Origin of the sequence: Xanthomonas sp. fls2-241-TYG-148 (assembly GCF_030208815.1) — a bacterium.
GTDB lineage: Bacteria > Pseudomonadota > Gammaproteobacteria > Xanthomonadales > Xanthomonadaceae > Xanthomonas > Xanthomonas campestris.
The window spans coordinates 21,252-43,425 of record NZ_JARVTE010000009.1 but is presented as its reverse complement, the minus strand read 5'-3'; the positions used below and the strand labels follow the sequence as shown (position 1 = coordinate 43,425).

Annotated in this window: 19 protein-coding genes and 1 riboswitch; of the genes, 5 read left to right on the top strand and 14 right to left on the bottom strand. The window is 68.9% G+C overall.

The window, feature by feature from the left end:
* Positions 1–143: 143 nt before the first annotated feature.
* From QRM60_RS10965 to QRM60_RS10945, 5 genes are read left to right on the top strand one after another with little or no spacing between them, the layout of a single operon-like run.
* On the top strand, positions 144–1,370 hold the full coding sequence (locus tag QRM60_RS10965) for a siderophore biosynthesis protein PvsA (RefSeq protein ID WP_285446211.1): 1,227 nt from the start codon (positions 144–146) through the stop codon (positions 1,368–1,370).
* Positions 1,367–3,169 (top strand): IucA/IucC family protein, encoded by a 1,803-nt coding sequence (locus tag QRM60_RS10960; protein ID WP_285446210.1) that lies wholly within the window; start codon positions 1,367–1,369, stop codon positions 3,167–3,169. The genes QRM60_RS10965 and QRM60_RS10960 overlap by 4 nt, the downstream gene beginning before the upstream one ends.
* Complete coding sequence (locus QRM60_RS10955; protein ID WP_285446209.1) at positions 3,166–4,344, top strand: MFS transporter; 1,179 nt, start codon at positions 3,166–3,168, stop codon at positions 4,342–4,344. The genes QRM60_RS10960 and QRM60_RS10955 overlap by 4 nt, the downstream gene beginning before the upstream one ends.
* A complete protein-coding gene (locus tag QRM60_RS10950) occupies positions 4,322–6,091 on the top strand; it encodes an IucA/IucC family protein (RefSeq protein ID WP_285446208.1) in 1,770 nt (589 codons plus the stop codon). The genes QRM60_RS10955 and QRM60_RS10950 overlap by 23 nt, the downstream gene beginning before the upstream one ends.
* The gene (locus QRM60_RS10945) at positions 6,088–7,371 is read left to right on the top strand and encodes a type III PLP-dependent enzyme (RefSeq protein ID WP_285446207.1); all 1,284 of its coding nucleotides are present in this window, start codon (positions 6,088–6,090) and stop codon (positions 7,369–7,371) included. Before QRM60_RS10950 ends, QRM60_RS10945 begins: the two co-directional genes overlap by 4 nt.
* Here the strand turns inward: QRM60_RS10945 and QRM60_RS10940 are convergent.
* The 14 genes from QRM60_RS10940 to QRM60_RS10875 all read right to left on the bottom strand — a co-directional run bounded on the left by QRM60_RS10940 (position 7,293) and on the right by QRM60_RS10875 (position 22,038).
* Complete coding sequence (locus QRM60_RS10940; RefSeq protein ID WP_285446206.1) at positions 7,293–8,180, bottom strand: AraC family transcriptional regulator; 888 nt, start codon at positions 8,178–8,180, stop codon at positions 7,293–7,295. The two genes, QRM60_RS10945 and QRM60_RS10940, sit on opposite strands and share 79 nt — an antisense overlap.
* Positions 8,181–8,292: 112 nt before the next feature.
* Entirely contained in the window at positions 8,293–9,027 is a 735-nt protein-coding gene (locus QRM60_RS10935; protein WP_285446205.1) for an adenosylcobinamide-GDP ribazoletransferase, read from the bottom strand.
* Positions 9,024–9,593, bottom strand: a complete 570-nt coding sequence (locus QRM60_RS10930; RefSeq protein WP_228418300.1) for a histidine phosphatase family protein — start codon at positions 9,591–9,593, stop codon at positions 9,024–9,026. Before QRM60_RS10930 ends, QRM60_RS10935 begins: the two co-directional genes overlap by 4 nt.
* Positions 9,590–10,636, bottom strand: a complete 1,047-nt coding sequence (gene cobT, locus QRM60_RS10925) for a nicotinate-nucleotide--dimethylbenzimidazole phosphoribosyltransferase (protein WP_014508664.1) — start codon at positions 10,634–10,636, stop codon at positions 9,590–9,592. The genes QRM60_RS10930 and cobT overlap by 4 nt, the downstream gene beginning before the upstream one ends.
* Positions 10,633–11,154, bottom strand: a complete 522-nt coding sequence (cobU, locus tag QRM60_RS10920) for a bifunctional adenosylcobinamide kinase/adenosylcobinamide-phosphate guanylyltransferase (protein ID WP_014508665.1) — start codon at positions 11,152–11,154, stop codon at positions 10,633–10,635. Before cobU ends, cobT begins: the two co-directional genes overlap by 4 nt.
* The gene (locus QRM60_RS10915) at positions 11,142–12,617 is read right to left on the bottom strand and encodes a cobyric acid synthase (RefSeq protein ID WP_285446204.1); all 1,476 of its coding nucleotides are present in this window, start codon (positions 12,615–12,617) and stop codon (positions 11,142–11,144) included. The genes cobU and QRM60_RS10915 overlap by 13 nt, the downstream gene beginning before the upstream one ends.
* Positions 12,614–13,597 carry a threonine-phosphate decarboxylase CobD gene (gene cobD / locus QRM60_RS10910; protein WP_285446203.1) on the bottom strand — a complete coding sequence of 328 codons (984 nt, stop codon included), beginning with the start codon at positions 13,595–13,597 and terminating at the stop codon, positions 12,614–12,616. The genes QRM60_RS10915 and cobD overlap by 4 nt, the downstream gene beginning before the upstream one ends.
* Positions 13,598–13,735: 138 nt before the next feature.
* On the bottom strand, positions 13,736–14,647 hold the full coding sequence (gene cbiB / locus QRM60_RS10905; protein ID WP_285446202.1) for an adenosylcobinamide-phosphate synthase CbiB: 912 nt from the start codon (positions 14,645–14,647) through the stop codon (positions 13,736–13,738).
* Between the two features lie 22 nt (positions 14,648–14,669).
* Complete coding sequence (locus QRM60_RS10900) at positions 14,670–15,968, bottom strand: cobyrinate a,c-diamide synthase (RefSeq protein ID WP_285446201.1); 1,299 nt, start codon at positions 15,966–15,968, stop codon at positions 14,670–14,672.
* 2 nt (positions 15,969–15,970) lie between these two features.
* Entirely contained in the window at positions 15,971–16,582 is a 612-nt protein-coding gene (gene cobO / locus QRM60_RS10895; protein ID WP_012437634.1) for a cob(I)yrinic acid a,c-diamide adenosyltransferase, read from the bottom strand.
* Entirely contained in the window at positions 16,579–17,100 is a 522-nt protein-coding gene (locus QRM60_RS10890) for a hypothetical protein (protein ID WP_285446266.1), read from the bottom strand. The genes cobO and QRM60_RS10890 overlap by 4 nt, the downstream gene beginning before the upstream one ends.
* 89 nt (positions 17,101–17,189) lie before the next feature.
* Entirely contained in the window at positions 17,190–17,783 is a 594-nt protein-coding gene (locus tag QRM60_RS10885) for a hypothetical protein (protein ID WP_119959201.1), read from the bottom strand.
* Positions 17,784–17,905: 122 nt separating this feature from the next.
* Positions 17,906–19,783 (bottom strand): TonB-dependent vitamin B12 receptor, encoded by a 1,878-nt coding sequence (gene btuB / locus QRM60_RS10880; RefSeq protein ID WP_285446200.1) that lies wholly within the window; start codon positions 19,781–19,783, stop codon positions 17,906–17,908.
* Positions 19,784–19,898: 115 nt separating this feature from the next.
* Positions 19,899–20,122, bottom strand: a riboswitch (cobalamin riboswitch).
* Positions 20,123–20,751: 629 nt separating this feature from the next.
* A complete protein-coding gene (locus QRM60_RS10875; RefSeq protein ID WP_285446199.1) occupies positions 20,752–22,038 on the bottom strand; it encodes an aminotransferase class I/II-fold pyridoxal phosphate-dependent enzyme in 1,287 nt (428 codons plus the stop codon).
* Positions 22,039–22,174 lie beyond the last annotated feature (136 nt).

The following is a 22,174-nucleotide window of genomic DNA, read 5'->3' as shown; positions in this document are numbered from 1 at the left end:
AAGACAGTGCGCATGAAGCGCACTCCGCGCCGCGCTGCGGCGATGCGACCTGCTGCGTCGTAGGCCACCCCGTGTCGCGTGTGCGACGCCAGGCAGCCCGCTCTACACCGGTTGACCCACCGTCCTGTCGAACGAGAGCTGCCATGAACGCAACACCCGATGCACCGCTGGTGATCCTGACCCACGTTTGCCACCCGGCAATCACCGATGGCTTCCTGCCTGCAGCACACGCGCAGGGTCTGCCGGTGTGGCTGCTGACCGACCATCGCCTGGAGCATCTTGCGCACTTCAACGCGCACCCAGCGCACGCGCCGCAGCGGGTGATCGCCTGCGATGTGTTCAATCCGCTGGGCGTGCTGGACGTGCTGCACGACGCCGGCGTGCGCCCACGTGCGGTGTTCAGCAACAGCGATCACCTGCAGACCAGCACCGCGCTGGTGGCTGCCGGCCTGGGGCTGCCCGGCAAGGACTGGCAGGTGTGCTACGCCGCCAAGAACAAGGCGGCGATGCGCCAGCGCCTGCAGGCGCGTGGGCTGCCATCGCCCTGGTTTTGCACGCTGGCGCCGGGCGCGGCCTTGCCTGCGCAGATCCCGTGGCCGGTGGTGGCCAAACCGCGCGAGGGCGTGGCCAGCCTGGATGTGCGCCAGTGCGCCGATGCCGCGCAATTGCAGGCGTATCTGGACGATGTGTGGCAACGCCACCCGCAACGCACGGTGTTGCTGGAAGGCTTGCTGGAAGGTGACCTTTTCACGCTGGAAACGCTGGGCGACGGGCAGCACCTGCAGGCCATTGGCGGGTTCAAGGTGCGGCTGTCGCCGCCGCCGCATTTTGTCGAATGCGAGGCGCAGTGGGACGCGCAGGTGGACACGCCGGTGATCGCGCAGGCGTTGGCGCAATTGCGTGCATTCGGCGTGGGCTTCGGGCTATGCCATAGCGAATTCATCCTGACCCGCGACGGGCCAGTGCTGGTGGAGATCAACTACCGCAGCATCGGCGACCGGCGCGAATTCCTGCTCGATGCAATGTTCGGCCAGCAGTGGTTTGCCGCCGCGCTGGCACCGCATCTGGGCCAGCCGCTGCCACCGCTGCACAGCAAGCGCACGCACGCCTTGTTGCGCTATTACGTGGCCGAACATGCCGGCGAGCTGGTCAGTGCCAGCGACGACCGCCACCACCGCAGCGTACACAGCGATGTGCAGTACCGCCGCATGCGCGTGCCCGGCGAGCAGATCCGGCTCAGCCATTCCAACAAGGATTACCTCGGTGTGCTGAGCGCACTGGCGCGCGATGCCGATGCACTGCAGCAGGCCGTGCAACAGGCCGAAGCCGGCCTGCAGTGGCGGATCGACCCACCGGAGTTGCGCGCATGAGCAACGCGACTGATCAGCACTACATCACCACGCGCATCATCGATGCCTGCCTGCGCGAAGATCTGTGCGGCATCGCCAGCCGCGGCAACGCGGCCACGCCCGATGCCGCGCTGCTGGCGCACTGGGCCGCGCCGCAGCCGCCCACCCAGTGGTGGCGCATCACACACCTGCCCGATGGCACCGTATGGCTACCGATTCACCACGGGGGTTATCTGCAGCGGATCAGCGCGTGCACCGATCGCTGGCTGGTGCAGCGCGGCACGGCGGTGCAGCTGGAACACGGCGCGGCCGCCTGGCTGCAACGCCTCAGCCAGGGGCTGGATCCGGACACGCAACAGTTGCACCGTGCCTACGCCGATGAAGCCGCGTGCGCCGCCGCACATCGCGGCCTGGCACGCGACGCGTATGCCGCCCAGGCACCGGACCTGGCGCAGGCCCTGCACGCAGCGGATGCAGCCGAGCGCGCGTACCGCTGCGACCAGCTGGCCAGCTACCGCGACCACCCGTTCTATCCCACCGCACGCGCCAAGGCCGGCTTGGCGCCCGCCGAACTGCGCGCCTATGCACCGGAATTCGCACCAACCTTCGCGCTGCATTGGCTGGCCATTCCGCAGGCGGAGGTGAGTTGCACCAGCACGCAGCCTGCGGACCTATGGCCGGACCTTGCACGCGTGGGGTTGCCGGCCGAACTCGCGCAGACACACCAGCTCTGGCCAGTGCATCCGCTGGTGTGGGCGCGGCTGGAACAGGACGGGTTTGCACTTCCTGCCGGTAGCGTGCGTGCACCGCTGACGTACCTGCCGGTGCGCCCGACGCTGTCGGTGCGCACGCTGGTGCCGCTGCAGCATCCGCACCTGCATCTCAAACTGCCGATCCCGATGCGCACGCTCGGCGCATTGAACCTGCGCCTGATCAAGCCCTCCACGTTGTACGACGGCCATTGGCTGGAGCAGGCGCTGCGTCGCATCGATGCGCACGACGCCGCCCTGCGCGGGCGCTGCGTGTTCGTTGACGAATCCCACGGTGGGCACGTCGGGCAGACCCGGCATCTGGCCTACCTGTTGCGGCGCTACCCACCGCTGGACACCGCCACCCTGGTGCCCGTGGCTGCGCTGTGCGCCCTGATGCCCGATGGCCGGCCGATGGCGATCCATCTGGCTGAGACGTTCAGCGGTGGCGACCTGCTGGCCTGGTGGCGCGACTACACCGAACTGCTGCTTGCCGTGCATCTGCGGCTATGGCTGCGCTATGGCATCGCGCTGGAAGCCAACCAGCAAAACAGCGTGCTGGTGTATGCGCCCGGCCAGCCCACACGCCTGCTGATGAAGGACAACGATGCCGCACGCATCGCGCTGCCGCAGCTGCGCGCGCAGCTGCCCGAGATCGACACGCTCGGCCCGCTGCACGATGCACGCATTGCAGTGGACGATGCGCAGGCACTGGCGCAGATGTTCTGCACGATCGTGTTGCAGCTGGATCTGCAGGCCGTGCTCGAGGGCCTGGCCGAATGGCAACCCGCGTTGCGGGCACCGCTGTATGCGCAGCTGCAGGCGCAACTGGCGCAGACGCTGGCGCAGCTGGACGCCGAGCGCATCGACACCGCACCGGCGCGGCGCTTGCTCGCCGCACCGCAGCTACCGGTGAAGTACCTGCTCAGCGCCGGCAGCCTGCTGAGCAAACAGCACACCGGAGCACGCGATATCAACAAGTTCTACGGCGACAGCGCACCCAACCCGTTCGGCGCGGCCTTTGCCGATACCGAGGACGCGGCACTGCGCCAGCGGGTGGCGCAGCGATGACGCGCATCCTCGGCCCGGTGCTGGCTGCGCATTACCTGGCCGCCTTCACCGCACTGGGCATGCCGCTGTTTCTGCCGCAGGTGCTGGCCGAACTGGCACCGTCGGCGGCAATCGGTTGGAGCGGCGTGCTGTATGTGCTGCCAACCCTGTGCACCGCACTCACCGCGAGCACCTGGGGGCGGCTGGCCGATCGGTATGGACGCAAGCGTTCGCTGCTGCGTGCCCAACTCGGGCTGGCGCTGGGCTTTGCAATCGCCGGCTTCGCACCCACCCTGCCCTGGCTGGTGGTCGGGCTGATCGTGCAGGGCACCTGCGGCGGCTCATTGGCGGCGGCCAACGCGTACCTGGCCAGCCAGCCGCAGGCTGGGCCATTGGCGCGTGCACTGGACTGGACCCAGTACTCGGCACGGTTGGCGATGGTCAGTGCGCCGGCCTTGCTCGGGCTTGCGGTGGCGCTGGGGCCGGCGCAAGCCTTGTACCGCGCGTTGGCGCTACTGCCGCTGGTGGCCTTCGCGCTGACCTGGCGCTTGCCGGCCGACCAACCGGCTCCACCCGCCCACAGCCCGCGCACCGCATCGCCACGCGCCACCCAGGCACTGCCCTCCATGGCCAGCGCGAATTGGCCGGCATTGATGGTGGCGCAGTTCCTGTTCTGCTTCGCGATGGTTGTGACGTTTCCGTATTTCATTCCGTATGCGCTGGCGCGCGGTGCCGGGGACGACGCGTTGGCTGGCCTGCTCTACAGCCTGCCGCATCTGGTCTATCTGGTGGTGCTGCCGTGGTGGCGGCGCGGCGATGGCGCGGCCTGGCTGGTGCCTGGCTTGCTGCTGTTTGCACTGGCCTGCGCATGGCAGGCATTTCTCGACGGCACCGTGGCCATGGCGGGTGCGCGCCTGCTGTTCGGGCTGGGCATGTTGTTCGGCCTGCGTGGGCTCAACCGCAGCCTGGCTGCCGTGGCCACTGGCCAGGGCGCCGGGCGTCTGTTCGGCCGCTTCGATGCCTGCGGCAAATGGGCCGGCGTGCTGGCCGGCGTCGCCGCCGGTGCGCTGACCCAGCGCTGGGGCCCGACCACACCGTTCCTGGCCGCCGCCCTGGCGGCCGCCGCTGCTGCGCTCACCGTCCTGGTGCGCTTTCCGTCGAGGAGAACTGCCGATGTCGCCGCACACGATGCCTGACCCCTGGTTCGACAGCATGGCCGATGCACAGGCCTGCGCCTGCTGGTTGAATTGCTACCTGCGCGAGTTCGCCATCCCGCGTGGCACTGCCGACTTCGACTACACCGGCCCGGATCGTCCCGGCGCACGCAGCGCAGACGATCGCTGGCTGCGGATCGCATTGGGGGACGCGGGCGTGCTGTGCGTGCGCATTGCCCATGCCGACCGGCTGGGCCGCTGCCGGTTCGTGTCCACCCCGTTCCTCAAGGCCGCCGGGCAGCCCTGGCAAAGCCTGGACGCGCATGCATTGGCGCGCAGTCTGCTACAGGCGCTGGGCAGCACGCATGCGGTCAACCCGGAACTGTTGTCGCAAAGCGACAACAGCGTGGCAATCACCGCCGCGTTACTGCGCCAGGCACAGGCCGCCACGCCCAGCGGCGATGCGTTGATCGATGCCGAGCAGGCCTTGCTGTGGGGCCACGCACTGCACCCCACGCCCAAAAGCCGCGAAGGTGTGGCGCTGGCGCAGGTCCTGGCCTGCGCACCGGAAGCACGTGTGGCGTTTGCGTTGTACTGGTTCCGCATCGACCCGCGGCTGCTGCGCGTGCAAGGCCGCGATGTGCGTGCCACCTTGCAACAGCTCAGCGGCCACGCCGATCTATACCCCTGCCACCCGTGGGAAGTGCAACGCCTGCGCGATGATCCACTGCTGCAGGAATTGCAGGCACGCGGCGCGATCACACCTGTCGGCGTGTTGGGCGAGCCACTGCGGCCCACCTCGTCGGTGCGCACGCTGTACCACCCGGCGCTGGCGTATTTCCTCAAGTGTTCGGTGCATGTGCGCTTGACCAACTGCGTGCGCAAGAACGCCTGGTATGAGCTGGAAAGCGCGGTGGCGCTGACGCATCTGCTGGCACCGAGCTGGCAGGCCCTGGCCGCGCAGGTGCCCGGCTTCGACGTGATGCTGGAGCCGGCCGCCACTTCGCTGGATGTCACCCAGTTCGACCCGGCATTGGCCGCAGCAGATCCGCTGGCCACGCGTGCGTTGGCCGAGAGCTTCGGCATCCTGTATCGGCAGGCGCCCACCGCCGCACAACGTGCGCGCTGGCGCCCGCAAGTAGCCGCCGCGCTGTTCACCAGCGATGCGCAGGGCCACAGCGTGGCCGCCGCTGCGCTGCGTACGCACAGCGTCCACCGCCTGGACCGGCACACCGCCACCGTGCTGTGGTTTCGCGCATATGCCGGGCTGCTGCTGGATGGCGTGTGGAGTGCGCTGTTCCAGCACGGCATTGCATTGGAGCCGCATCTGCAGAACACCGTGATCGGCTTCAGCGATGGCTGGCCCACGCGCGTGTGGATCCGCGATCTGGAAGGCACCAAGCTGCTCGCGCAACGCTGGCCGGCGGCCCGCCTGCATGGCGTGGGCGAGCGCGCACGGCAGTCGCTGTACTACACACCCGAGCAGGCCTGGAACCGCGTGGCCTACTGCGCGCTGGTCAACAATCTGGCCGAAGCGATCTTCCACCTGAGCGATGGCGACGCGGTCCTGGAAGCACGCCTGTGGCAGTGCGTGGCCGAGATTGCCGCACGCTGGCAGCAGCGCAATGGCGCGCAGCCGGCGCTGCAAGGCCTGATCGACGGCGCAGCGCTGCCCGGCAAGAACAACCTGGGCACGCGGCTGCTGCAACGTGCAGATCGTCAATCGGACTACACCGCACTGCCCAACCCCATCGCGCCAATGCATGCAGTGCAACAGGTGGCCGCATGAGTCTGCAGATCGATGCCACGGCGGTGCGCGCAGCGGTGGCGCATTTACGTGCGCACAGCGACGCCCCGCTATGTGCGTACGTCTACGACCTGGCCGCACTGGATGCGCATGCAGCGTGGATGCGTGCGCAGCTACCGCCCGGCTGCACGCTGTTCTACGCCGCCAAGGCCAATGCCGAATCGCAGATCCTGCAGACGCTGGCGCCGTACGTGGATGGTTTCGAAGCCGCATCCGGTGGCGAGCTCGCCTGGCTGCACCAGCAGCAACCGGATGCGGCGTTGCTGTTCGGTGGGCCGGGGAAACTGGAGAGCGAACTGGCGCAGGCCGTGCGCCTGCCCGACTGCACCGTGCATGTGGAAAGCCTTGGCGAATTGCAGCGGCTGGCGGCCATTGCGCGACAGATCGCCCAGCCCGACCGCCGGCGCATTCCGGTGTTCCTGCGCATGAACATCGCCGTGCCCGGTGCACAGACCACGCGTTTGATGATGGGCGGCCAGCCATCGCCATTCGGGCTGGACCCGGACGACCTGGATGCTGCGCTGCTGCAGCTACGCGCCAGCCCGGCACTGGAGTTGCGCGGCTTCCATTTCCACCTGATGTCGCACCAACGCGATGCCGCCGCGCAGCTGCACCTGATCGCGGCGTATCTGCGCACCGTGCAGCACTGGCGGCAGCGCCATGGCCTGGGCCCGCTGCTGGTCAATGCCGGCGGCGGCTTCGGCGTGGACTATCTGACGCCAGAGGCCTCGTTCGACTGGGCAGGCTTCTGCGCCGGCCTGCCCGCCGTACTGCACGCGCACGGCGACGGCCTGCAACTGCGCCTGGAACCCGGCCGCTATGTCAGCGCCAGCTGCGGCTGGTACCTGATGGAAGTGCTGGACATCAAGCGCAGCCACGGCGCGTGGTTTGCGATTGCCCGTGGCGGCACCCATCACTTCCGCACGCCGGCCGCGCAAGGCCACGACCATCCGTTCGTGGTGGTGCGCGGCGCACACGCACCGGTGCTGCGCGATACCCCGGTCACCCTGGTCGGCCAGCTCTGCACGCCCAAGGATGTGCTGGCCCGCAATCAGCGCGTTGCAGCGCTCGCCCACGGCGACTGCCTGGCCTTCCCGCTGGCGGGTGCGTATGCGTGGAATATTTCGCATCAGCAGTTCCTGATGCACCCGCCACCGCAGAGGGTGTTTTTGCCGGTGCACGCTCAGGCAACCGCCACCACCGGCACGCGGATGTCGGCGCGCAAGTCGGCTTCGGCCACGGTTTCGGGGTCGTCGAGGTAGAGGTAGTGCAGCGGTGCGTCGCGCAGTGCGTGGCCGCTGCCGGGTAGCCATTGGGCGAGCAGATGGTCGAGCGCGTCTTCCAGACCGGCATAGCTGCCGGTGTGGCGCAGCACGGCATGTGCGCCCTCGCCGAGCACACGCACGTGCAGCGGCGCCGGCGGCGCAACAGCGGTGGCGAAGGCGATGCCGCACTCGAACAGATGCTGCTGCGCTGGCACGTCGCGGTGGTCGCTGAGTGGCACGCCGATCAGTGCATGCAGGTGCTCGATCACGCCTGCACGCTCGGCCCAGGCGGCGATGCGGCCAAAGCCACGGTCCAGGTCATCGAAGGCGCCGCGCTGGCGTAGCACCACCACTTCCAGCGGCTCCAGCCATTGCACGGTGACCTGCAGCGGCGCGGGCGCAGCGTGCGGTGCCAGCGCGGGCGTGGCGAGCTGCTGCAGGGTCTGGGCGCGTATCGCCGGCGCCTGCCGCAGGCTGCTCGGGCTCACCTGCAGCAGCGCGCGGAACGCACGCGCCAGCGCCTGCGGGGTCTGGTAGCCCACTGCCAGCGCTACGTCGGTAATGCTGCGGCCTGGCTCGCCGAGCAGATGCACGGCCTGGCTCAGGCGCAGGCGGGCGGTGGTTTGGCCCAGCGTTTCCCCCGCCAGCGCACGGTAGACCCGGTGGAAGTGATGCGGCGACTGGTGCGCCACCGCGGCCAGCGCGGCCAGATCCGGCAGCGGGCTGCCTGAGCGGATGCTGTCCTGCAAATGGGCCACGACACGTTCGACGTTGCGGTGGCGGTGCGCGGTGGCTGCGTCATGCATGGGCGGGTCCTCGTCTGTGCGCCCAGCATCGCCGAACACGCGGGCGTGTGCGGTCCCGATCTTGCGCAGCATGCCAACGGGCAGCGTGCTCAACCACGCCACATGGCACCGCCTAGCCGGCGTACACCGCCAGGCCTACCAGCACGGCGGTCTCGCTGAGTTCGATCAGTGCGCCACAGGTGTCGCCGGTCATGCCACCGAGCCGTTGCAGGCAGGCGCGCCGCCACAACGCAAACACCAGCGCAGCGATTCCGCAGGCCAGCGCCGCACGTGCAGGGCCCGCCACGCAGGCAACCCCCACTGCAGCGGCCACGGCCAGCACGCAGACCGTGCGGCTGGCGCCGGCCAGCGCGCTTCCCAGGCCGCCGGCGCGCACATACGGCGTGCTCGCAAATGCCGCCACCACCGCGGCGCGCGCCAACAGCGGCGCCAGCCACAGCGCCGCTGGCGCAACCGGCAACAACGTCGTCAGCGCGGCGCACTTGAGCAACAGCATCACCACCACCGCCGTCACCGCCATCGGGCCGCTGGTGGGGTCCTTCATGATGGCCAGCGTGCGTGCGCGGTCGCCCATGCCACCAACCCAGGCATCGGTGCTGTCGGCCAGCCCATCCACGTGCAGCGCGCCGGTCAGCCAGACCCAGCTGCTCAGCACGATGGCGGCGGCCAGCAGCGGAGCGGCGCCGCGCAGGCACCACGCCAACGCCAGCAGCAAGACGCCCAGCAGCAGCCCGACCAGCGGGTACCACGGCAACGAACGCGCCTGCGCGCCGGGGCGGGTAAATGCCCAGGCCGGCACCGGAATGCGGGTCAGGAAGCCCACCGCCGCAAGCAGCCCATCGATCATGCCTGCGCGGTGGCCGCAGTCATCGGCGGCCAGCGCAGCGGATGCAGCGAGGCATGCGGCACTGCCAGCTCGGTCATGTGGCCGAAGCCATCGCCCGCGACCAGGCAGCGCAACGCGCGGATCGCACCGCCATGGGTCACCACCAGCACGCGCTGCGCAGGGTAAGTGGCAACGATCGCATCCAGCGCCGCAGCCAGCCGCGCGCAGAACGCCTCGAAGGGCTCGGCCTCCGGTGGCGGATACTGCAACGGGTCCGACCAGAAGCGCCCCAGTGCCGCGCCTTCATCGCGATCGATCTCGGCCACCGGTACGCCCTGCCAGCGACCAAAATGGTATTCGCGCAGGCGGGGATCCAGCTGCAGCGGCAGGCCGCGCGCCGTTGCGAATTCAGCAGCAAACAAGGCGCAGCGCTGCAGCGTGGAGGCCACCACCACATCCCATTCGCCCGCGGCGGTGGCATCGCGCAGCTGCTGCCAGCCGGTGGCGGTGAGCGGGTCGTCGAGCTGTCCGCGATAGCTGCGCTGGCCAGTGTCGCCATGCCGCAGCAAGGTGATCTGCGCGCTCATGCGTCCGAGACCCCCGCCTCGGCAAAGGTCGCCATGCCGTTGTGCAGGGCGCAGGCGGTGCGCAGCAGCGGGATGGCCACCGCCGCGCCGCTGGCTTCGCCCAGGCGCAGGTCCAGTTGCAGCAGCGGCTCGGCCTCCAGTGCGCGGAGCAAGGCGGCGTGGCCGCGCTCCTGCGAGCGATGGCCGAACAACAGCCATTCGCGCACGCCGGGATTCAAATGCACCGCCACCAGCGCCGCGGCCGTGCTGATAAAGCCATCCACCAGCACCGGGATGCCGGCCTGAGCAGCCGCGATATACGCCCCAACCAGCGCGGCGATTTCAAAACCACCAAGCCGGCGCAGCCGCTCCAGCGGTGTGGCGGCGTCGGCATGCACGGCCAGCGCGCGGGTGATCACGGTGGCCTTGTGCGCAATGCCTTCGGCGTCCAGGCCGGTGCCGGCGCCGGCCATGGCCTGCGGAAATTGCGAGAGCAGCGCGCAGCTCAGCGCGGCAGCGGCGGTGCTGTTGCCGATGCCCATTTCGCCGCCAACAAACAGCTGCGTGCCGCAGGTGCGCGCCTGCGCGATGCTCTCTGCGCCGGCCGCCAATGCGTCGCGCAATTGCGCCGGCGTCATCGCCGCCTGCTCGCAGATATTGGCGCACGCCGGTGCGATCCAGGCGCGGCGGACGCGTGGCAACTCGCCGGGGTCGTTGACCACGCCCAGGTTCACCACTTCCAGCCGGGCGCCGAGTTCGCGCGCCAGCACCGCAATGGCCGCACCGCCGCGCGCGAAGTTGCGCACCATCTCGCCGGTCACCGCCTGCGGAAACATCGACACGCCTTCAGCGGCCACGCCGTGGTCGGCGGCATACACCGCAATCCAGATGCGTTGCACGGTGGGTTGTTCATTGCGTTGCCAGGCGGCAAATTGCACCGCCAGTTGCTCCAGCCGACCCAGCGCACCGGGCGGCTTGGTCAATTGCTCCTGCCGCGCCAGCGCCGCTGCCTGCACCCGCGCATCCGGCACCGCGCAGGCACCCTGGATCCACTCGATACTCACACCGCCTCTCCTTTCAACACCATGGGCAGGCCGGCCACCACGAACACGACCCGCTCGCACTGTAGCGCCAATGCCTGGTGCAGCCGGCCGGCTTCGTCGACAAACCGGCGCGTCAGTTCGCCCAGCGGCACGATGCCCTGCCCCACCTCGTTGCTGACCAGCACAAGTTGCCCGGGCAACTGGCCCAGCGTGGCCAGCAGCGCCTCGCGCTCACGTGCGAACACCGCGCTGTCCGGGTGGCCCAACAGGTTGCTCAGCCACAGCGTGAGGCAATCCACCAGCACGCAGCGGCCCGGTGCGGCTACCGCCTGCAGGGTGGCGGCCAACGCGATGGGTTCTTCCACGCACTGCCAGTGCGCCGGGCGGCTGCCACGGTGATGGGCGATGCGCACGGCCATTTCGCCATCGAAGGCCTGCGCGGTGGCCAGATACACCACCTCCAGCCCGGAGGCGGCGGCAATGCGCTCGGCAAACGCGCTCTTGCCCGAGCGCGCGCCGCCCAGGATCAACTGGCGCATGCCGGCTCCCCCAGGGTGAGCCGCGTCAGTGCGGCGATGTCCAGATGGGCGTGCACGGTGTCGGCCAGGCGGTCGAGCGTGGCTTCGCGCAGGCTGGCCAGGTCCAGCGGTGCGGCGTCGGCAAGCCCGGCCCAGGCGAGCAGTGCGGCCAGCGCCGCGGGGTGGTCGAAGATGCCGTGCAGATAGGTGCCCATGACCTGACCATCCTCGGACACTGCACCGTCACTACGGCCATCGTCCAGCTGCAGCAGCGGCCGCGCCAGCGCCGTACCGGTGCTGAGGCCGCAATGGATTTCGTAGCCGCTGACCGCTGCGCCACTGGGCAGCAGCCGGCCACCGACGCGGTGCAATTGCTTGTGCGGCTGCAATGCGGTTTGCAGTGCCAGCCAGCCCAGCCCGGCGCTGCTGCCGGGCGCGCCTTCGATGCCGTGCGGGTCGTGCACCTGTTCGCCCAGCATCTGCAGGCCGCCGCAGATGCCGAGCAGCTTGCCGCCGTAGCGCAGATGCCGCGCGATCGCCGCTTCCCAGCCCTGCGCGCGCAGCCAGGCCAGATCCTGGCGGGTGGACTTGCTGCCTGGCAGCACGATCAGGTCGCACGGCGGTGCTGACTGGCCTGGCCCGATCAGCTGCACGTCCACCTGCGGGTGCGCCAGCAAGGCGTCCAGATCGGTGTGGTTGCTGATCCGCGGCAACACCGGCACCGCCACGCGCAGGCGCGCCTGCGGCTTGTGCACCGGGCCACGCGGCAACGCATCCTCGGCATCGAGCTGCAGGCCATGCAGATACGGCAGCACGCCGAGCACCGGCTTGCCGGTTTCGCGCTCCAGCCAGTCCAGGCCGGGCTGCAGCAGCGCAAGGTCGCCACGGAAGCGATTGATCACGAAACCGGCCACCCGTGCGCGCTCGCTCGGCGACAGCAACGCCAGCGTGCCGACCAGATGGGCGAACACGCCGCCGCGGTCGATGTCGGCGATCAGGATCACTGCGCAATCCACCGCCTCGGCGTAACCCATATTGGCGATGTCGTGTTCACGCAGATTGATTTCCGCCGGGCTGCCGGCGCCTTCCACCAGCAGCACGTCGAAGCGTTCCACCAGCCGCGCGTGCGAGGCCAGCACCGCCGTGCGCGCAGTGCGTTTGTAGGCGTGGTACCCCAACGCATCCAGCGTGGCCACCGGATGCCCGTGCACGATGACCTGCGCGCCGGTGTCGCTGTTGGGCTTGAGCAGCACCGGGTTGAAATCGGTGTGTGGCGGCAACCCGCAGGCCTGCGCCTGCACTGCTTGGGCCCGGCCGATTTCGCCGCCATCCACGGTGACCGCGGAATTGAGCGCCATGTTCTGCGGCTTGAAAGGGGCCACCGCAACGCCTTGACGATGCAGCCAGCGGCACAGCGCGGCCACCAACGTGCTCTTGCCCGCATCGGAGGTGCAGCCCTGCACCATCAGCACGCGCGCACTCATGCCTGCAGTTCCTGCAGGGCAGCGGCCAGGCGCGCTTCGCCGGCGACATCCGGCGGCAGCCCGAAGCGCAGGCTGGCGGGCGTTTCGAACAGGCGGGTGAGAATGCCGCGCTGCGCCAGCGCGGTGTGCAGTGCAGGCGCATCGTCGCGGCGGCACCACTGGAAGAACGCCGTGCCCGCGGCTGGCACCAGCCCGTGCGTGGTCAACAGCGCGGCCAGGCGTTGCGAGGCACTATGCAAGCGTGCGCGCGCCTGCGTCTGCCAGTGCGTATCCATCAACGCCTGCTGCACGGCCCAGCGCGTGGGGCCGGCCAGCGTCCATGGCCCGAGCTGCTCGCGCAGCGCCTCCAGCAACGTGGCCTGCGCACACACGAATCCGGCACGCGCCCCGGCCATGCCGAAGAACTTGCCCACCGAACGCAACACCACCAGCCCGGGCAAATGCGTGTGTGCGCACAGGCTGTGCTGCGGCGTGGCGTCCATGAAGGCTTCGTCTACCACCAGCCAGCCACCACGTGCAGCCAGCCGCGCATGCAGCTGCAGCAGCGTGGCGCTGTCGAAGGTGTCGGCGCAGGGATTGTTCGGATGGATCAAGACGATGACGTCGCAGTGCGCGTCCGCCTGCAACAGCGGCTGTGCCGGCATCGGCAGCACGGTGTGACCGGCGCGCTGCCAGGCCTGTGCGTGCTCCGCGTAGCCCGGTGCCAGCACGCCCACGCGGCTGGGTGCGCGCAGCGTCGGCAGTGCCTGGATCGCGGCCTGCGAGCCGGCCACCGGAAGCACCTGCGGCGCGCCGTAATAGGCGGCGGCAGATGCGGCCAGGCCATCGTCGTCCTCGGGCAGGCGCTGCCAGTGCTGCGCCGGAATGGCCGGCACCGGCCAGGCGAACGGGCTGACGCCGGTGGACAGATCCAGCCAGTGTTCCAGCGCAATGCCGTAGCTCTGCGCAGCGCGGCGCAGGCGTCCACCGTGTTCAAGCATGCTTGGCTCCAGTCATCCAATGGGAATCGCAACACGGCTTGCCGGGCGCACAACCGGCTGTGTGCACCGGCCAGCGCAACGGCGACGTGCAGGACGCATGGCGAAGATGCAATCGCACACCGCGTTGGAAATACGCGGTCATCGCAGCACCGCCGCTGCCAGGCCCGCCAGCAACAGCCACAGCGCCACACCAGCGCGGACCAGCCAGAGTGCACGCAACACGCTGCCTGCATCGGCGGCAGCGCCCTCGCCCAGGGACGGGCGGTGTTGCCACTGCCCGTGGTACGGCGCCGGGCCACCCAGTTGCACCTGCAGCGCACCGGCGCCCGCCGCCATCACCGGGCCGGCGTTGGGGCTCTTCCAGCCGCGCCCTTGCCGCCACGCGCAACGCACACCGGCACGGGTCTGCCCGAGCACGGCGTAGGTGAGCGCGGTCATGCGCGCCGGCAGCCAGTTGAGCGCATCATCCATGCGCGCGGCCGCCCAGCCGAAGCGCTGATAGCGCGGCGTGCGATAGCCCCACATCGCATCCAGGGTGTTGGACAGGCGATACAGCACCGCACCCGGCGCGCCCAGCAGCACGCCCCAGAACAACGCGGCAAACACCGCGTCGCTGCCATTTTCCAGCACCGATTCGGTGGCGGCTGCGGCCACTTGCGCCTCATCGAGGGTAGCAGTGTCGCGGCTGACGATGCGCCCCACTGCCGCGCGCGCCGCAGGCAGGTCGCCCGCGCGCAACGCCTGTGCCACCGGCACCGCATGTTCGCCCAGGCTGCGCAGGCCGAGTGCCAGATACAGCGCCGCCGCCGCGAATGCCGCGCCGGCCCAGGCCGACCACCACCACAGCGCGAACTGCACAAGCGCGGCCCCGGCCGCCCACGGCAGCACCGCCACGCACCAGGCCAACACACCGGCGGCGCGCGTGTCGCGGTGCAGCCGCGCTTCGATGCGCTGCGCCCAGCCGCCGAACAGCACCAGCGGATGCGCGCGCCGGGGTTCGCCCAGCAGCAGATCCAGCAACACTGCGGCGGTGGCGATCAGCAGCAGCATGGGGCGATGGCGTGACAGCGCGTCATGGCAGAAACAACGCCATGGCTGCGGCAGGATTGGACGGGAAATAGAAATGCACGAAGCTCGCCGTCATCCGCCATTGCCGGTACACCGGCTCGGCACTGGGCCCGGTGTTGGGATTGCGCGCATGCACCAAGGGGCTGAGCGCGATGCTGGCGCGTGCGTAGTGGAAGGTATGCCCGCGCAGCGTGCCTTCCGGCAATGCGACCTCCTGCAAGCCCAGCGCCACCGAGCGTGCCTGCAGCGCGGCCGTGCCGGGCAGCAGGCCGGCCATCGGTGCGCTGACGCCGTCCTTGCCGGTCAATGCTTCCAGCAGGAACAGCATGCCGCCGCATTCGGCCAGCAGCGGCTTGCCTTGTGCGCAGTGCGCACGCAATGCCACAGCCAGATCACGACGCTGCGACAAGGCCTGCAGATGCAGTTCCGGGTATCCGCCCGGCAGCCACACCGCATCGCAGTTCGGCAGCGCATCACCGGCGATCGGCGAAAAGAACTGCAGGTGCGCGCCGGCTGCCGCCAGCAGTTCCAGATTGGCCGGATACACGAAGCAGAACGCCGCATCGCGGGCGATGGCAATGCGCACGCCCTGCAGCACGGGTGCAATCGCTGCGTGAGCGTCCGGCGGCGCGAACTGCAGTGGCGGCGGCAACGCGGTGGACGCATGCGCGGCCCAGGCATCGGCCAACGCGTCCAGGCGCTGCTCCAGGTCGGCCACTTCGCCAGCGGCCACCAGGCCCAGGTGCCGCTCCGGCAACTGCACTGCCGGCGCACGCGGCAATGCGCCCAGCCACTGCAGCGGGGGCGGCACGCTGTCGCGCAGCAGGCGGGCGTGATGCGCGCTGCCGATGCGATTGGCAGCCACGCCATACAGCGGCAGATCGTCGCGATAGCGGGCCAGCCCAAGCGCCAATGCGCCGAAGGTCTGCGCCATGGCGGCGCCATCGATCACTGCCAGCACCGGAATGCCGAAGTGCACGGCCAGATCGGCGCTGGAGGGGGCGCCGTCGAACAGCCCCATCACGCCTTCGATCAACAGCAGATCGGCGTCGCACGCGGCGGCATGCAGGCGCTGACGGATGTCCGCCTCGCCGGTCATCCACAGATCCAGCTGAAACACCGGTGCGCCGCTGGCGCGTTCGAGCAGCAGTGGGTCGAGAAAATCCGGCCCGGTCTTGAACACCCGCACGCGCCGCCCCTGCCGCGTATGCCAGCGCGCCAATGCAGCAGTGACGCTGGTCTTGCCCTGCCCGGAGGCAGGCGCGGACACCAGCAACGCGGGGCAGTGTGCGGGCAGTGTCACGGCTATAGCTCAACGCCGAGCTGTGCCTTGATGCCGGCGTTGAAGGCGTGCTTGACCAGCCGCATCTCGGTGACCGTATCGGCCGCCTCGATCAGGCCGGCTGGCGCGCCGCGCCCAGTGATCACCACGTGCTGGCGTGGCGGCCGTGCAGCGACTGCCGCCAGCACCTCCTCCAGCGCAACGTACTCCTTGACCAGCGCAATGTTGAGCTCGTCCAGCAGCACGAAATCGTAGCGCGGGTCGGCCAGCATGCCGCGCGCCAGCTGCCAGGCCGCCTGTGCAGCGGCGATGTCGCGTTCGCGGTCCTGGGTTTCCCAGGTAAACCCTTCGCCCATCACGTGATAGTCGAGCAGATCCGGAAAGCGGCGGAAAAACGCTTCTTCGCCGGTAGAAAACGTGCCCTTGATGAACTGCACCACGCCGCAGTACAGCCCGTGGCCCAGCGAGCGCGCCAGCATGCCGAAGCCGGACGAACTCTTGCCCTTGCCGTTACCGGTATTGACCAGCAGCACGCCGCGATCGATCACCGCACGTGCGATGCGCCGGTCCACCAGTTCCTTCTTGCGTTGCGCGCGTTCGCGGTAATGCGCGTCGTCGTGCTCGGGTGTACTCATGTGCCAACTCCAAGGGTGGAACGTGGGATCACAGCATGCACGCTTGCACGTACGGCCAGCACGGCGCCCACATAAGCGGCCAGGCCACCGAGCGCCGGCGGGTAATACTGCGGCATCCGCGCAATGAACCCTGCCAGCGAGGCCTGCGGGTAGCGCCCGGAAAAGACATAGAACCCGCCCTTCGATAACAGATAGGCCACGCTGCCACTGAGCAGCAGCGCCAGCAACAGGCGCGGCAGATCGCGCCACCCGCCGCGGTGCAGCCGCATCGCATACACGCGGCCGCCGCACCACAACGCCGCGTAGGCAAGCGCCAAGGCCCAATACGCCGGCGACACGCACCAATCGGAAAGGCTGCCGGCGGCCATGTCGGCCAGGTCCAGCGCCGAGGCCAGCGCGAACAACAGCGGCAGCATCCACACCGGCCGCAACAAGGCGCCGGCCAGGAAGAACACCGCCCAGGATGCGCTCGGTAAGCCATCCAGACTGGCCACATGCTGGCCGCGCGTGCACACCATCAACGCGGCCAACAGCAGGCCGCCGGCCCAGGCCGCGGCACCGTGCACAGTGAGTCCGTCACGGCCGCGCCAGGGCAAGCGCACCGCGCTCACGGCAGCTCCAGCGCAGATGCACTGGCCGCGTCGCGTCGCGTGGTACGCCAGCGCAGCACGCACCACCCTGCCAGCAGCGCCACCGCCAGATACAGCGCGGTGGTGCGCACGAACAGCGGCCCCCATTGCCAGGCACGCGCCAGGTACTGGCCCCAGTGCGGATCGGCGTAACGCCCGCCCCACCAGTAGAACGCCGCATTGGAGATCAGAAACGACACCGCGGCAGCCAGCACGCCCACGCACCACACACCGCCCAGGGCCACTGCACTGCGGCCCACGCGCGCGTGCAACGCGCTACCGGCGTACCACAGCACGCCATAGGCGAACGGCAACGCGGCGTAGGCTGCGGTGATGCAGAAGTCGCTGACACCGGCCAGCGTCACCGCCGCCCAATCGATCAGCACCGACATCAGCAGCAGTCCGATGAAATACCGATGCCGGCGCAGCGCAAGGCCACCGAGAAAGAACAGCGCCATGGACGCATCCGGCAGATGCAGCCAATCGCTGGTGTGGTGAAAGCGCGTGGCGGTCATCGCCAGCAGTGCGGCAATGAACACCGCGCGTTCGGCAGGACGGGATAGCGGCAGCATCGGCAATCTCCTTCAGGGCGTGACATCAACTGCAGGTAGCGGTGACGCGAGTACGGGAATCGCCGCGTGCGTGGCGATTCCAGTTACCGCCGTGGCCCGCCTGCACGCTGTACGGCGCAGGGTTACTGCGCCGGGTGATAACGCAACGTCAGCAGGTAGGCGCGCCCCGGCTGGTTGTACCAGCGCGCGGTTTCGTACTGGCGGTCGAACACGTTGTTGGCGCTCAGCGACACCTTCCAGTCTGCGTTCACCGCATAGCTCACGCGCAGATCGAGCAGGCCGTAACCCGCCAGGCGGTCGCTGTTGGCCAAGTCGTCGTAGCGCTTGCCGGCGCCGAACAGGCTGGCGCCCACGCCGAACGCGCCGAAGCTGCGGTCCGCATCGATGCGCCCGCTCTGGCGTGCACGCCGCGGCAGCCAGTTGCCATGGTTGACGTCGCCATCGGCACGCGGGTCCAGCCAGGTCAGCGCGCTGCGCACGGTCCAGCCGGCCAGTTCGGTGTCGTAGCCGGCTTCCACGCCGCGGATGCGCGCCTGGTCGATATTGTTCGGCTGGCCGAACGGATGCGTGGCATCCACCAGCCCGGCGTCGTAGGCAATCAAATCATCGATGCGGGTCTGGAACGCGCTCAGCGTCCAGGTGCCCCAGTCGTAGTTGCCACGCAGGCCCAGCTCGGCGCTCCTGGAGGTTTCCGGCCCCAACAACGGATTGCCGTAGTCCGGGTAATACAACTCGTTGAACGTGGGCGCCTTGAACGCGGTGCCATAGCTGGCGGTCACACGCAGATGCTCGGCAATATCCCAGCCCCACAGCAGGCTGCCGGTGGTCTTGCCACCGAACTGGCTGTTGTCGTTGCGACGCAGGCTGGCCTGCAGCGACTGCGTGCCGAAGCTCTGCTGCCACTGCGCGAATGCGGCGCGGTCGATGCGGCTGTCGGCATCGTAGGTGTCGCTGCTGGCAATCGCATCGCGCTGCCAGTCAAACCCCACCGTCAGCAAGCCCGGGCCGGCATCCACATCGGCCTGCAACGAACCCTGCTTGCGCCGCGTGTCGTAGGTGGACACGTAGGTGCCGTCGAAATACGCATCGCTGAAATCCACGCTGCTCCCGAGGCTGGTCGTGAGTTTGAATGCGTCGGTCGGCGCATACCGCACGCGGCCGCCCACGGCTTGCTGCACACCCTTGGACAGGTTGCCACCGAAGGCCGAGCCGTCGTATTCGTTGCGGCTCTGCGCGCGCAAGGCGTGCACGTCGGCATCCCACTGGCGGTTGAAGCGCCAGCCGCCCTGCACATTCAACGAATCGTTGCGGTAGCCGTCGCGGTCCGGGTCGTAGCTGCTGGAGCGGGTGTCCAGGTAGGCGTTGATGCCGTCGGTCTCGTCGTGCACCGCGTTGACCGAATACCAACCGCCGCGCTCGCCCAGATCGCCATCGCTGCGCCCGGCCACGCCGGCGCTGTAGCGGCGCGCATTGTCGCTGCCAGCTGCAGCGCTGAAGGTCGGCACGAAGCGGCCTTCCGGGCGCCGGGTAAACAGCTGGATGACGCCGCCAAGTGCCTCGGAGCCGTACAGGCTGGAGAACGGGCCACGCACGATCTCGATCCGTTCGATCTGCTCGAACGGGATGTCCTGCAACGCCGCGCCGCCGGCAGTGGCCGAGCTGACGCGCACGCCATCCACCAGCACCACTAGGTGGTCGGCCTCGGTGCCGCGCAGGAACAACGAGGTCTGCTTGCCGGGGCCGCCGTTGTTGGCCAGCGACACGCCGGCTTCGCCGCGCAACAGGTCCTGCAGCGAATTGATCTGGCGGCGCTCGATCTGCGCACGGTCGATCACCGTCACCGGCGCCAGGGTCTGGTCCTGGGTCTGCGCGGTGCGCGTGGCGGTGACCACCACCTGGTCGAGATCGACAGCGGCCTCGGCCTGGGCCAGCGCGGCCACGCACATCGACAGGCACACGGCCAGCACGGCACGGCACGGCGAAACGGAAGAAAGGGACATCAACTGCTGCTCCAGGAACCGCGCCAACCCGCGCGGGGGCAATGGGGGCGGCAGGCAGCAACGGGCCAGGCGTCCGGCGCGCAAGCACCAGACGCACAAGGCCACGCCCACCGCGTGCCGGGTCAATCCCTCAGGCCGGTCTCCGGGCTCGCGAGTGGAAGCCTGCGCTTCCGGTACCGCGCCTTCCCATGCGTGTGCACAGTGGCGTGTTGCGGCACCTGACCTCGCCCACCGTTGCGGGGGCAGCTCCGGACTTGCGTCTCGCCAAGGCGATGCGCGCACCGGATTCCCGTTTAAACCACCGGAACTCCGGCAGTCACCTCAGGGGCGCGCATGGTAGCAGGATTGGCTGGGGGCGCCTCGGCAGTCTCCGGCAACCGGCCAAGCGCAGCGCGACGCCTCGCCTCGCTTCCAAATGGCGAATCTCCACTCCCTTTTCCCACCGGGAGCCGGCCAAGCGAGCGCGTCGCCTCGCGCCGGGGCGGTGAATTGCCGATTCCTTCTCCCGCCGGGAGAAGGTGCCCGAAGGGGCGGATGAGGGTACGGGGCGAAGCCGCATGCCATGTCTGGAGCAGCCTGCCGGGGTTGCCAGCATGTCCGCCACCGAGCTTCATCTCGCACATAGGAGTGGGCTTTGCCCCCGTACCCTCACCCCAACCCCTCTCCCAGCGGGAGAGGGGCTAGCCGTTCCCGAGGAGAGAGGGGCTCAAGCACGCATCTTGGCTTGCTCAAAATTTCTGGGTCATGGAAGTAACGTGCCGAGGCGGCAGCGTGGCCGGGGATTGGCGGAGAGCGGCACACGGATGTGTCGCGCGGCGAGTCAGACAGGATGTCTGACCGAGCCGAGGAGCCGATCCCCGGCCGCGCTGGCGCCCCTTACCGAAGCCAGTCCCGGCAGGCATTGTGCTTCGCTAGGACTCACCGCCAACCCCGCTCCGCGCCCCGACAGGAGATGGGCTAAAAAAGCATCACGCGCCCTGCAGCGCCTGCTCCAGATCCGCCAGCAAATCATCGATGTGCTCGATCCCGATCGACAACCGCACGGTGTCCTCGCTGACGCCGGCATGCTCCAGTTCGGCGGGGCCGAGCTGACGGTGCGTGGTGGAGGCCGGATGGGTGGCCAGCGATTTCGCGTCGCCAATGTTGACCAACCGTGTGAACAGCTGCAGCGCATCCAGAAACCGCGCACCCGCCGCGCGTCCACCCGGCAGGCCGAAGGTCAAAACGCCCGAGCCGTGCCCGCCCAGATACTTCTGCGCCAACGCATGCTCGTGGTGATCCGGCAATGCGGCGTAATTGACCCAGGCCACGCGCGCGTGTTCCTGCAGATACCGGGCAATCGCCAACGTGTTGGCATTGATGCGCTCCATGCGCAGCGGCAAGGTCTCGATGCCTTGCAAAATGAGGAATGCATTGAACGGCGACAACGCCGCACCGGTATTGCGCAGCGGCACCACGCGCGCACGGCCGATGTAGGCGGCCTCGCCCAGGGCTTCGGTATAGACCACGCCGTGGTAACTCACGTCCGGCTCGTTGAGACGCGCAAAGCGCGCCTTGTGCGCCGCCCATGGGAAGCGCCCGCTGTCCACGATCGCACCGCCGATGCTGTTGCCGTGCCCGCCCAGGTACTTGGTCAGCGAATGCACCACGATATCCGCGCCAAAGTCGATCGGCCGCAGCAGCGACGGCGTGGCCACGGTGTTGTCCACGATCAGCGGCACACCATGCGCATGCGCCACTGCGGCCACGGCTTCGATGTCGGTGATATTGCCGCGCGGATTGCCGATCGACTCGACGAACACCGCCTTGGTGCGCTCGTCGATCAAGCCGGCAAACGCCTGCGGATCGCGGTAATCGGCAAAGCGCGTGGTGATGCCGAACTGCGGCAGCGTGTGCGCGAACAGATTGTAGGTGCCGCCATACAACGCGCTGGAGGAGACGATGTTGTCGCCAGCCTCGGCGATGGTCTGGATCGCATAGGTCACTGCCGCCTGCCCCGACGCCAGTGCCAGCGCACCGATGCCGCCTTCCAGCGCGGCCACGCGCTGTTCCAGCACGTCGTTGGTGGGATTCATGATGCGGCTGTAGATGTTGCCCTGCACTTTCAGGTCGAACAGGTCCGCGCCATGCTGCGTATCGTCGAAGGCATACGCCACGGTCTGATAGATCGGCACCGCCACCGCGCGGGTGGTGGGATCAGGACGGTAGCCACCGTGCACGGCGATGGTTTCAGGCTTCCACTGCGGATCGGTCATGGCGCGGCTCGCTCAGGAGGAGGCCCGACGATACCCGTCCGGCGGCACCTGCCTCATGACGGCCGGCTATGAGCAGATTGCCAGCGGGCAGGTTCGCTCCTGCGAATGCAGCGTGACCAGAAGTCCACAGCCATGC